At 44.4% G+C, this 12336-nt stretch carries 10 protein-coding genes; 9 read left to right on the forward strand and 1 reads right to left on the reverse strand.

The window, feature by feature from the left end:
- Nucleotides 1-11: 11 nt before the first annotated feature.
- From hpf to prfB, 5 genes are all read left to right on the forward strand, one after another.
- On the forward strand, nt 12-569 hold the full coding sequence (hpf, locus tag AR335_RS16200; RefSeq protein ID WP_062237825.1) for a ribosome hibernation-promoting factor, HPF/YfiA family: 558 nt from the start codon (nt 12-14) through the stop codon (nt 567-569).
- A 167-nt stretch (nt 570-736) separates the two neighbouring features.
- The gene (locus tag AR335_RS16205) at nt 737-1561 is read left to right on the forward strand and encodes a GNAT family N-acetyltransferase (protein WP_062237827.1); all 825 of its coding nucleotides are present in this window, start codon (nt 737-739) and stop codon (nt 1559-1561) included.
- A 79-nt stretch (nt 1562-1640) separates the two neighbouring features.
- Entirely contained in the window at nt 1641-2894 is a 1254-nt protein-coding gene (locus AR335_RS16210; RefSeq protein ID WP_062237829.1) for a dicarboxylate/amino acid:cation symporter, read from the forward strand.
- A 322-nt stretch (nt 2895-3216) separates the two neighbouring features.
- Entirely contained in the window at nt 3217-5733 is a 2517-nt protein-coding gene (gene secA / locus AR335_RS16215; RefSeq protein WP_062237831.1) for a preprotein translocase subunit SecA, read from the forward strand.
- A 130-nt stretch (nt 5734-5863) separates the two neighbouring features.
- A protein-coding gene (gene prfB, locus AR335_RS16220) for a peptide chain release factor 2 (protein ID WP_234293323.1) occupies nt 5864-6962 on the forward strand; the annotation gives its coding sequence in 2 pieces (ribosomal slippage) (nt 5864-5926 and nt 5928-6962; 1098 coding nt in all).
- Between the two features lie 309 nt (nt 6963-7271).
- Here prfB and AR335_RS16230 read toward each other — a convergent pair.
- Nucleotides 7272-7526: a hypothetical protein gene (locus tag AR335_RS16230; protein ID WP_062237836.1), complete on the reverse strand. Its 255-nt coding sequence runs from the start codon at nt 7524-7526 to the stop codon at nt 7272-7274.
- Nucleotides 7527-7859: 333 nt separating this feature from the next.
- Between AR335_RS16230 and AR335_RS16235 the strand changes: the two genes are divergently transcribed.
- From AR335_RS16235 to AR335_RS16250, 4 genes are all read left to right on the forward strand, one after another.
- Complete coding sequence (locus AR335_RS16235) at nt 7860-8732, forward strand: YitT family protein (protein ID WP_234293325.1); 873 nt, start codon at nt 7860-7862, stop codon at nt 8730-8732.
- A gap of 458 nt (nt 8733-9190) precedes the next feature.
- Nucleotides 9191-9877 (forward strand): cell division ATP-binding protein FtsE, encoded by a 687-nt coding sequence (ftsE, locus tag AR335_RS16240; RefSeq protein ID WP_062237838.1) that lies wholly within the window; start codon nt 9191-9193, stop codon nt 9875-9877.
- Nucleotides 9867-10760 carry a permease-like cell division protein FtsX gene (gene ftsX, locus AR335_RS16245; protein ID WP_053357018.1) on the forward strand — a complete coding sequence of 298 codons (894 nt, stop codon included), beginning with the start codon at nt 9867-9869 and terminating at the stop codon, nt 10758-10760. Before ftsE ends, ftsX begins: the two co-directional genes overlap by 11 nt.
- A 254-nt stretch (nt 10761-11014) precedes the next feature.
- A complete protein-coding gene (locus AR335_RS16250; protein ID WP_062237840.1) occupies nt 11015-12220 on the forward strand; it encodes a murein hydrolase activator EnvC family protein in 1206 nt (401 codons plus the stop codon).
- Nucleotides 12221-12336: the final 116 nt, after the last annotated feature.

Here is a 12336-nt window from a genome sequence, read left to right on the forward strand (position 1 = left end):
GGAGTTAAGATATGCAATTTAACATTCGTGGAGAAAACATTGAGGTGACTCCAGCTTTAAGGGAGTATGTGGAAAAGAAAGTTGCTAAACTTCAACGCTATTTTAACGAAACTCCGAACACTGACGCGCATGTCAACTTAAGGGTCTATAACAATGACCAATCTGTTGAGGTGACCATCCCTATGACAGGGTTGCTGCTCCGTGCTGAGGAAAGCCATACGGATATGTATGCTGCAATCGACCTCGTGATTGAAAAACTAGAGCGTCAGATTCGTAAACATAAAACGAAGGTGAACCGCCGTTCCAAACAAAACGGAGGCATTCATGAAATGATTGCCAACAGTGCAGATGCAACAACAACTTTAGTCATTGATGACGAAGAGGAAGACGAGTTTGAAATCGTCCGTGAAAAACGATTTGATTTAAAACCGATGGATACTGAAGAAGCCATCTTACAGATGGATCTGCTGGGCCACAACTTTTTCGTATATAATCATGCGGAAACCGGTACTACAAACGTGGTGTACAAACGCAGAGATGGAAGATATGGCTTGATCAGCCCAGAATAACTTTTTACTTTTACTAAAAATAAAAAAATCAGCCGGCTCGAGGGACATACAGTGCCCTTTGAGCCGGCTTTTATTTTGCCTGCCTTTTCCTCATTCCTGATTTCATTAGAGGACTTTTGCTGCTCGGCAAGAAATGAGAAAGAAAGAGAAAAAATTGGGGGATCCACATGCTATCAGAAAAACAGCTGTCAGATATCAAAAAACTTCAGCATCAATGCGAATCAGATGAAAACCTGCAATTAAAGCTGAACTGGGACATGCTTGAACAGCGGACTGACGAGAGAAAGGAGGATTTTTTTCATTATGAGGCAGGTGAATTAGCTGCTTTTATTGGCCTTTACAGCTTTGGAAATAAAGTAGAGCTCTGCGGGATGGTCTCACCGGAATATCGGCGAAAAGGACTGTTCACCTCCTTGTTCAAGGAAGCGCTGGAAGCTGTTAAATACCAGGGCTATGAACAGATCCTTTTGAATGCACCAGCCAATTCGAATACAGCAAAAGAATATTTAAAAACCGTTCCGTGCCGTTTCGCGTTTTCTGAACATCAGATGAAATGGCAGCAGGGACCGATTCAGCTTGAAGAGGGAGTCACGTTAAGGGCGTCCCGTCCAGAAGATCTGATGTTTGAGGTACAGGTTGATGTTGACTGTTTTGGGTTTAACCCTGAAAAGGCAAAAGACTACAACCATCGAATAAAAAATGATGATAAACAGCAATTCTACATCATTGAGAATGATGGAAAAGCGGTAGGAAAAGTACGAGTGGCAGCTGATTCTGGTGAAGCTTGGATTTATGGTTTTGCGGTTACTCCGTCGGAACAGGGAAAGGGAATCGGCCGAAAGACACTGAAGACCATTATCGCAGCTCAGAACGCGAAGGGAAATTCGGTCTTTCTGGAAGTGGAAGCGAAAAATAACCATGCCTTGAAGCTTTATGAAGCTTGCGGTTTTAAAGCGTACTACACTCAGGATTATTTTCGTTTATCCAATTGATTGATCTGTTGAACACTCATTGTAATTTTCTGCAATAATGCCTATAATTTACATGATCATGATAAAGGGGATATTAACTATGAAGAGTATTTTAAAGACTTACCGTTTTCCGCTCATTCTTCTGCTGTCGATCGTCATCGGAAGCATCATCGGTTTTACGGAAGGCAAGGATGCCGCCGTATTAAAACCGTTTGGTGATATATTTTTAAATGCGATGTTTATGATCGTCGTACCGCTCGTTTTCTTTTCCATTTCATCAGCCATTGCCTCTATGGGAGGAGTCAAGCGGTTCGGAAAAGTGATGGGCTCAATGATGGTCGTTTTCCTTTTTACAGGAGTCGTTGCTTCCGTGATAGCCATGGCAGGAGTAAAGCTTTACTCGCCATCTAAAGGAGTTAACATTGATCTTGTAAAACCTGAAGATGCTGCGGAAAAGGTGTCGCTGGGTGACCAGATTGTCCAAACATTAACCGTTTCTGATTTCTCTGAGCTGTTTTCACGCAATAACATGCTCGCTCTCATCCTATTTTCTGTGTTGATGGGAGTAGCCGTTTCTATGATCGGTGAAAAAGGAAAACCATTCGCGAACTTCCTGAAATCAGGAAGCGAAGTGATGCTGAAGATGGTCAGCCTCGTCATGTATTATGCGCCGATTGGTCTTGGTGCTTATTTTGCAGCCTTAATTGGAGAGTTCGGACCGACGCTTCTTGGATCTTATTTCCGCGCGGTTCTGTATTACTACCCGCTTGCTATTATTTATTTCTTTGGATTTTTCTCGCTGTATGCGTTTATGGCCAGTGGAAAAGAAGGTGTCCGTCATTTCTGGAAAAACATGCTTTCTCCATCGCTGACGGCTCTTGCCACTTGCAGCTCGGCCGCTTCTATTCCGGTTAACCTGGAAGCCTCCAAAAAGATGGGTGTGCCACACGATATTAGTGAGACAGCCATTCCGCTCGGGGCGACGCTTCATAAAGACGGCTCAGTAATGGGCGGTGTCCTGAAGATCACTTTCTTGTTCGGGATCTTCGGACATGATTTCTCTGGGATCGGTACGTACCTTCTCGTTCTTGTCGTTTCTTTATTGGTAGGAATGGTCATGGGTGCGATTCCGCAAGGCGGGATGATCGGTGAAATGCTGATTCTTTCACTCTTCGGGTTCCCGGTTGAAGCCTTGCCGATCGCCGCTGCGATCAGTACGATTATCGATCCGCCGGCTACCCTGCTGAATGCAACTGGAGATAATGTGGCCAGCATGCTGACAGCACGACTCGTAGAAGGCAAAAAGAGAATGAAAGAAACCGTCATGAAACTTGGAGAACAAAAAGGAGCGTAACAGCTCAGGGCACAGCCATGGAGGCTGTGCTTTTTTGTATGTTATCATGCGTTTAAAAGGACAGCAGGGAGTGTATCCTTATGGATGAAAGGAAAATGCCTTTGCCAATTTAGCTTTAGCTTGTGTTACGGCTTTTTGTAAATTCTTTTACATTTCCACCATTCAATTCATTTTTCTTTATACTGAGAAACAGAGAGTTTGTGAAAGGACGTGCCAAAAATTGAATTGACAGTTGAAGAGATTTCAGCTTTCTTGTCGTAAAATTCACAAACTGATAGAATAAGTAATAGCACTTATTTCCTGAACAGAGGAGCGTTAGCAGATGATAGGATTGCTTAAAAAGATTTTTCCAAGTACGAACGATCGAAATTTAAATAGATACCAGAAGATCGCTGATCAGGTAGATGGACTGGGGGATGCTCTTAAAGGTCTTTCCGAGGATGAACTTCGTCAAAAAACGGAGGGATTCAGAGAGCGCATCGCCAAAGGGGAATCTCTGGATGCCCTTCTTCCTGAGGCGTTTGCGGTTGTCAGAGAAGCGGCAGAACGTGTACTCGGAATGCGTCCATATCCTGTTCAAATCATGGGGGCGACTGCACTTCATGAAGGAAACATTTCTGAAATGAAAACCGGTGAAGGTAAAACACTCGTAGCGACGATGCCTGTTTATTTGAATGCCCTTGAAGGTAAAGGCGTTCACGTGGTCACAGTCAATGAATACCTTGCCCGCCGTGACTCCGAATTGATGAGTCCTCTGTATAATTTTCTTGGCCTTTCGGTTGGTCTGAACATCTCCGACCTTTCCAGAGAAGAAAAGAAGGAAGCGTATGCAGCCGACATCACGTACGGTACAAACAACGAATATGGCTTTGATTATCTTCGTGACAACATGGTTGTTTATAAAGAACAAATGGTTCAGCGTCCGTTGAACTATGCCATTGTCGATGAGGTGGACTCCATTCTTATTGACGAAGCCCGTACACCGCTGATCATTTCTGGTTCAGCTCAAAAGTCTACGGAAATGTACATGATGGCCAACATGTTTGTCCGCACACTGAAAAAAGAAGAAGATTACACCGTTGATGTGAAGACAAAAAACGTTCAGCTCACAGAAGATGGGATTACAAAAGCAGAAAAATATTTTAATATTGATAACTTGTATGATTATAACCACGTTACCCTGAACCACCATATCAACCAGGCGCTTAAAGCGAATATCATTATGATTCTAGATGTGGATTACGTTGTTCAGGATGGCGAAGTTGTCATCGTTGACCCGTTCACCGGCCGGCTGATGGCAGGCCGCCGCTACAGCGAAGGTCTCCACCAGGCGATTGAAGCAAAAGAAGGTCTGGAAATTCAGCGCGAGAGCATGACGCTTGCAACGATTACCTTCCAAAACTACTTCCGTATGTACAATAAGCTTTCCGGTATGACGGGTACAGCAAAAACGGAAGAAGAAGAATTCCGCAACATTTACAATATGGAGGTTGTCGCGATTCCGACGAACCGTCCGATTGCGCGTGAAGATAACTCCGATTTTGTTTATAAATCAATGGCAGGCAAATTCCGCGCCATCGTTAAAGAAATTCAGGAACGCCATGAGACCGGACAGCCGATCCTCGTCGGTACGGTTGCAGTTGAAACATCTGAGCTGCTTTCACAAATGCTTCGCAAAAAAGGGATTCCGCATAATGTTTTGAATGCGAAAAACCACGAGCGTGAAGCGGAAATCATTGAAAATGCAGGCCAGGCCGGCATGGTTACCATCGCCACAAACATGGCGGGCCGTGGTACGGATATCAAGCTTGGAGAAGGTGTCCGTGAACTTGGAGGCCTCCATATTTTAGGTACAGAACGCCATGAATCACGCCGTATCGATAACCAGCTCCGCGGACGTTCCGGACGCCAGGGAGATCCAGGCTCTTCTCAATTCTACATCTCCATGGAAGATGAGCTGATGCGCCGATTCGGTTCAGATAATATGATGAACATGATGGAACGCCTTGGGATGGATGAAGATACGCCAATTGAAAGCAAGCTCGTCACCAAAGCGGTTGAATCTGCGCAAAAACGTGTTGAAGGATCCAACTTTGATGCTCGTAAGCAGCTTCTTCAATATGACGATGTTATGCGCCAGCAGCGTGAGATCATCTACAAACAGCGCCAGGAAGTGCTTGATGCTGAAAATCTAGGTGACATCGTTCTTAGAATGGTGGATTCCGTTATTGACCGTATCGTTAAAGCACATACTGCTGACGAAATGGTTCAGGAAGAATGGGATCTTACTGAGATTGTAAATTACGCTTTCGCTACTTTCCTAAATGAAGATGACGTGACAGTCAAAGAGCTTGAAGGACTGGATCAGGAAGAAATCATCGAGCTTCTGAAAGAAAAAGCGCACAACGCGTTTGCTGAGAAAGAAGCGATGATCGAGCCTGAACATATGCGCGAGTTTGAAAAAGCGGTCATCCTGCGTTCTGTTGACTCCAAATGGATGGATCACATCGACCAGATGGAACAGCTTCGACAAGGGATCCACCTTCGTGCATACGGACAAAACGATCCACTTCGCGAGTACCAGTTTGAAGGATTTGAGATGTTCGAGTCCATGATTGCTGCAATTGAAGAAGAAGTCGCAATGTATATCATGAAAGCTCAAGTGGAGCAGAACATGCAGCGTGAGCAAGTGGCTGAAGGTAAAGCGGTTGTTCCTAGCGATAAGCAGGAGACCAAGCGCCAGCCAGTTAAAAAGAAACAGGATATCGGCCGAAACGCCTTATGTCCTTGCGGCAGCGGCAAAAAATATAAACAATGTCACGGTGCAGCGGAGAATTAATCCCGCCGTGGTGATATAATAAAGGAAGAAGCAGGAGAGTCGGGTTTTAAGGCTCTCTTTGCTGTGTTTTTTCACAGCAAAACAACATATACTCACGATTAGGATATAACCAAAAACACGAGGTGGCAGAATGGAATTAGTAGAGATTAAGCAGGAACTGAACATTATGGCTAAGCGATTAGCGGACTTCAGGGGGTCTCTTTGACCTCGATAACAAAAAAGCAAAGATAGCAGAGCTCGATGAAAAAATGAGCGCACCGGCATTCTGGGATAACCAGAATGCTGCGCAAACGGTCATCAGTGAAGCAAACGGATTGAAAGAGCAAGTGAACCAGTTCGAAGATTTAAACGGACGTTACGAAGATCTTGAAGTCGCACATGAAATGCTGAAGGAAGAACCCGATGCTGACATGCAGAAGGAACTTGAGCGTGATTTAAAGGAACTGTCCAATGCTTTAAATACATTTGAGCTTTCTCTTCTTTTAAACCAGCCATACGACAGGAACAATGCGATACTCGAACTTCATCCGGGTGCTGGGGGGACCGAGTCACAGGACTGGGCTTCCATGCTTCTCCGCATGTACACACGCTATGCGGAACGTAAAGGATTCAAGGTAGAAACGCTGGATTACCTGCCTGGAGATGAAGCGGGTGTAAAAAGCGTAACGCTTGGCATTAAAGGCCACAATGCATACGGTTATTTAAAAGCGGAAAAAGGAGTTCACCGATTGGTCAGGATCTCTCCATTTGACTCATCGGGACGCCGGCATACGTCGTTCGTATCATGCGACGTCGTTCCAGAGATCAATGATGATTCTGAAATTGATGTTCGTACCGAAGATTTAAAAGTGGACACGTACCGGGCCAGCGGAGCAGGCGGCCAGCACGTTAACACGACGGACTCGGCCGTACGGATTACCCATATTCCTACAAACACCGTCGTATCGTGCCAAACTGAGCGCTCACAGATCAAGAACCGTGACCATGCGATGAAAATGCTGAAAGCGAAACTTCTTCAGCGGAAGATTGAAGAGCAGCAGGCAGAATTGGCTGAAATCCGCGGAGAACAAAAAGAGATCGGGTGGGGAAGCCAGATTCGTTCCTACGTTTTCCATCCATACAGCCTCGTAAAAGACCACCGTACCAATACGGAGATGGGGAACGTTCAAGCAGTTATGGACGGAGACATCGAAAGCTTTATCGACGCGTATCTGCGTTCTAAAATTTAATAGGATAAGGGAAAAGGCTGGTCCTGTGTGGGCCAGCCTTTTTTTGTATTTTTTTTATGAAAATGATGCGTTTTGCAAGTAAACCTAGTCGAACCGCAAGTAAGTCTTTTCGAACTGCAAGTAAACATAGCATTTTCGCAAATAACGCGAACCGAACTGCAAGTAAAGCGTGTCGAACCGCAAGTAATGGCACGTAATGGCACGCACGAGCCTCGGCAGAGCCTGCTAACATAGATCTTTTCATTCCAAAATGAACAAAAAAACTATCCAGATCGCACCCTGGATAGTTTCGATTCTTTCTCTATGTAATTATTGCAGAGGCAAGGCCTCATCAGCTCCGGGCACATTGCGCTGAAGTATTTCGATCTCATGCTCCAGGTGGGATATATAGTGTTCCATCTGCTCAAAACGCTGGAGTACGGCGGAATGATAGTTTTCCATTCCTTGATCAAGCTTATTGAAATTGGTTTCAATGATTTCAATTTTAGCTTGATAACGGTCGAGTCTGCCGAGTGCTTCCTCCATACGCTGCAAAAGGAGGAGAAACAGCTTTTTTTCATCCATCTCAATTTTTATCCCCTTTCCTGTCCCTCAATATGTTGTTACTAGTTTAACGGAAAGCTGTCTGAATTTGTAAAAAACCGTTCGACAAAAGAAAGCCCGCCAGGTTCCCGGAAGCAGACCGGACGCAGCGGCCATCTGCTGAAGCGTATTGTTTAATTCTTGTTTAAATAAATTTCATCTAATTTACGGTTAAAAATATAATCGGAAATTTCAATTTTATTCCTTTACCGCGTCATCGGGATCACGTTCACAGGGCAGACTAGTAGTGATATAATGATTCGGGTTTTACCATTTTACGAACTTAGGTGGTTTAGAAAGTAGGGTAATGTAGCAATGATGACAGCTTTGCGAAGACGTAATGGGGTTTTGCCGCCAAAGGCAGAACTCGCTTTGGAATATATATTTGTGGTGATCGGTTCGGCCTTCGTAGCGCTTGCCTTTTCTGTGTTTTTGCTGCCGAACAAGATTGCTTCCGGCGGGGTGAGCGGGATCAGTACCATCTTAAAATGGGTTGTAGGCTGGGATCCGTCGATTGTCCAATGGGCACTTAACATTCCGCTATTTTTTGCCGGTATAATTTTTCTCGGAAGGCAGTTTGGCGCTAAAACACTCGTCGGCACTGTCGTTTTACCCCTCTTCGTTTTTGTATTCAGCGGTTGGGGACCAGCTACGAACGATCCGCTGCTTGGTGCATTATTCGGAGGATTGGGTGTTGGAGCCGGACTGGGCATCGTATTCCGAGGAAAAGCATCAACAGGCGGTGTTGACTTGCTGGCGCAGATCCTTCACAAATATGCCGAAATCTCCCTCGGGACATGCATTCTGTTTATTGATGGAACGATTGTTTGTACATCCGCACTTGTTTTCGGTCTTGAAAAAGCTCTTTACGCTTTGATCGCCATGTTCCTGACGGCAAAAACGATTGACGTTGTGCAAATGGGGCTTGGGGTTTCTAAAGTGGCACTGATCATTTCGGATCAGGAGGAAGAAATGCGCCAAGGGATTCTTACCGAGATCTACAGAGGTGTAACAAAGATCAATGCGTTCGGGGGATATACACAGGATGAGCGTCCGATGCTCATGTGTGTAGTCGCTCAATATGAGGTGACCAAACTGAAGCAATTTGTCAAAAGTATAGATCCTTCTGCGTTCATTATCCTGTTGAACGCCAATGAAGTACTGGGCGAAGGATTTAAGCGTGCATAATCGATAAAAAACACACCGGTGAGCAAATTGCTCGCCGGTTTTTTTATGAAAAGACTGAGAAATGATGGATTTTGTCCGATTTCATGAAACGTACCGACATGATAACAGAAAAAAATACGAATGGGTATGTTTGTCGGCTAAGTAAATAGCAGTGATTTTTTGGAACCTTTCAGCTTGATTAAAATCGTAAATAACGTATTCTCCAACCGCTGACAGAAAAATGCGAATAATGTCGTAATATATTTGTCGAAAAGCTGTAAAGATAGTGAAAAAGTCACTTGTTATTCGAAAATAACGTCGTAACTTGAAATGAAACTGTAATAAATTTTACAGTTTCCGATGTTATAATAGGAATTACGGGAAAAAACACTGATTTTAATAAATTGGTTGTTATAGATTGTCGAATTTAAAAGGCGGATGGGGAAATACGCAGTTCTGAATTAAGGAAGTGATGAATTTTGATAGAAATGAAAGATGTATGGAAAACATATCCCAATGGTGTTATGGCTTTAAATGGGATCGATATCTACATAGATAAAGGAGAATTTGTTTATGTAGTAGGGCCGAGTGGAGCCGGTAAATCTACATTCATCAAGTGCATGTACAGAGAAGAGAAGCCGACAAAAGGTTCGATCCTCATACAAGGCACAGATCTGGCAAAATTAAGGGAACGAAACATTCCTAAAATGCGCAGGAAAATTGGAGTAGTCTTTCAGGACTTTAAACTTTTGCCAAAGCTGACAGTATATGAAAATGTTGCTTTTGCACTTGAAGTTATCGAAGAGACTCCAAAAGTAATCCGCCAGCGCGTCATGGAAGTTCTCGATCTGGTTCGGCTGAAAAACAAAGCACGTTCTTTTCCCGATGAGCTATCAGGCGGAGAGCAGCAGCGTGTATCGATCGCCCGTTCCATTGTTAATCATCCTCCAGTTATTATTGCGGATGAGCCGACAGGAAACCTTGACCCTGAAACGGCATGGGAGATCATGGACATCTTCAAGGAAATCAACGAACGTGGTACGACAGTTGTCATGGCCACTCACAATAAAGATATTGTTAACAGTTTTCAAAAGCGCGTAATCGCCATTGAAGGCGGACGAATCGTGCGTGACGAGCAGAAGGGGGAATACGGCTATGAAATCTAGAACCCTAAAGCGTCACTTTACAGAAGCATTTAAAAGTCTTGGGAGAAATGGCTGGATGTCATTTGCCTCCGTTAGTGCAGTAACGGTTACTTTATTGCTTGTCGGCGTTTTTCTAGTGGTCCTATTAAACTTAAATCATCTTGCAAGCCAGATTGAAGGCGATGTAGAGATTCGGGCGTATATTGACCGCACGACAAAACAGACAGAGTATGCTGATCTGCAGCAAAAAATGGAACAGGTTCCGCATGTCAATGAAGTGAAATTCCAATCCAAAGAAGATGGATTGAAAGAATTGATCAAAAGCCTTGGAGATGAAGGAAAAGCTTTCTCATCTCTGAAAAAAGAGAATCCATTGCCAGATGCGTACATCATTAAAACGAAGAAGCCTCAGGATACCGCATCTGTTGCTTCTGAAATAGAGAAATTTGACCACATCAAGAAGGTTGATTACGGCCAGGGAACCGTAGAACGGCTGTTTAAAGTGACAGGCGCTGCCAGAAATGTTGGGATTGTATTGATCGTTGGATTGATCTTTACAGCAATGTTCCTCATTTCAAACACGATTAAACTTACAATTGTATCCCGGCGTAAAGAAATTGAAATTATGAAACTTGTTGGCGCAACAAATGGCTTTATTCGCTGGCCTTTTTTCATTGAAGGGTTTGTACTGGGTGTGATGGGGGCGATTGTTCCGATCCTCGTTATCGTGTTCGGATACGAATTCCTCCACGGCTCAGTCAATAATCAGCTTGATACCGTCTTTGTCAGACTGCTGCCGGTCTATCCGATGGTGCTTCAGCTTTCAGCATTGCTGGCCATTATCGGTGGATTGATTGGAGTATGGGGAAGCATTTCATCCGTCCGTAAATTCTTAAAAGTATAAATTCATTTTTAGCAAGATTGTGCTTTGGAAACAATTTTGCAAAGAGACTTCATGGACAAGTTGATGGAGTGCAAGATGCGAGACTACGGCTAGGAGAAGCGTGAAGGGTGAAACCCACAGGCGCATGCGCCGAGGGGTTCAGCGCACGCCCCGCGAAAGTGAGCAGCCTGGAACGGAAATCAACTGCTTCCAAGAGCCACAAAGATTACGAAAGATATACATGAAAATTGGGGTAGAAAAGGGGAGGACTTGATTTGAACAGAAAGATCGCAGGATTAACACTTTCATTAAGCCTCGCTCTTAGCGGTATTACAGCATACCAATCATCCACGACAGCCAGCGCAGAAACGCTAAAGAGCATACAAGAGAAAAAAGAGGCGAATAAAAAGAAACAAGGCGCCGCTAACGCAAAACTAAAGCTCAACGAAAAGAATCAGGCAGCTACAAAAAAGGAAATTGAACGCATCGATAAATCAACGATGGCTACAGAAAGCCAGATTAAAAAGAAAGAAAACGAGATCCAATCAACGCAGGATCAGATCGATCAGCTTAAGAACGAAATTGATCTTGTTCAAAAGCGGATTGACAAGCGGGACCAGCTGCTGAAAGAACGCGTCAGCTCCATGTACGAGAGTGGCGGAGCTGTCCAGTATCTTGATGTGGTTCTCGGATCAAAAAACTTCGGTGACTTTCTTGACCGGGTTGTCGCATTGAACCTGATTGCGGATCAGGACCGCCAGCTATTGGAAGAGCAAAAGAAAGATAAGGACCTTTTAGAGCAGAAGAAACAAAAGGTTGAAGATCAGCTTTCTGCTCTCCAGGATAAAATGCGTGAGCTTCAGGATCTGAAGAAGCAGCTTGATGCACAAATGGAAGAGAAAACCCGTTTGATGTCTTCATTAAAGAAAAAGCATTCTGAAATTGAGGACGAAGTGGAAAAGTATGAGCATTCAGCTGAGCTTCTAAGCAGCCAGGAGAAGGCCATTAAAGAAGAACAAGCTCGAGCCAAACAGGCTGAGGAGCAAAACAGCTCGAAGGGAAGCGCAGGCGGAAATGCTGCGAATACCGGATCAGGAATGATCATGAAGCCGGCAGCGGGTATCTTTACTTCCGGGATCGGTTCTCGCTGGAACAAGTTCCACGCGGGTGTTGATATTGCCAAGCCAGGTACAGTTCCGATCTACGCAGCGGCAGATGGTACTGTCATCCGTTCAGATTACTCTTCATCCTATGGAAATGTAATCTTCATTACCCACTCGATCAATGGACAAACGTGGACCACGGTTTACGGGCACATGAGAGAGCGTGTCGTTCAGGGCGGTTCTGTAAAACGCGGCCAGCTGATCGGATATATGGGGAACACCGGCCATTCAACAGGCCAGCACTTGCATTTTGAACTTCACAAAGGGCCATGGAACGCATCGAAATCCAATGCAGTTGACCCTCGTCCGTATATGTAATCAGAGAAATATATGGACATAAAAATACAAGCTGTTCATAATATAGAGTAGGAGTTTCGGGCGGACACATCAGGTCCATCTCTTACTTTGAAAATTGGCATCGCATCGGGAAGGTG

Source organism: Fictibacillus sp. FJAT-27399 (genome assembly GCF_001510655.1).
GTDB lineage: Bacteria > Bacillota > Bacilli > Bacillales > Fictibacillaceae > Fictibacillus_C > Fictibacillus_C marinisediminis.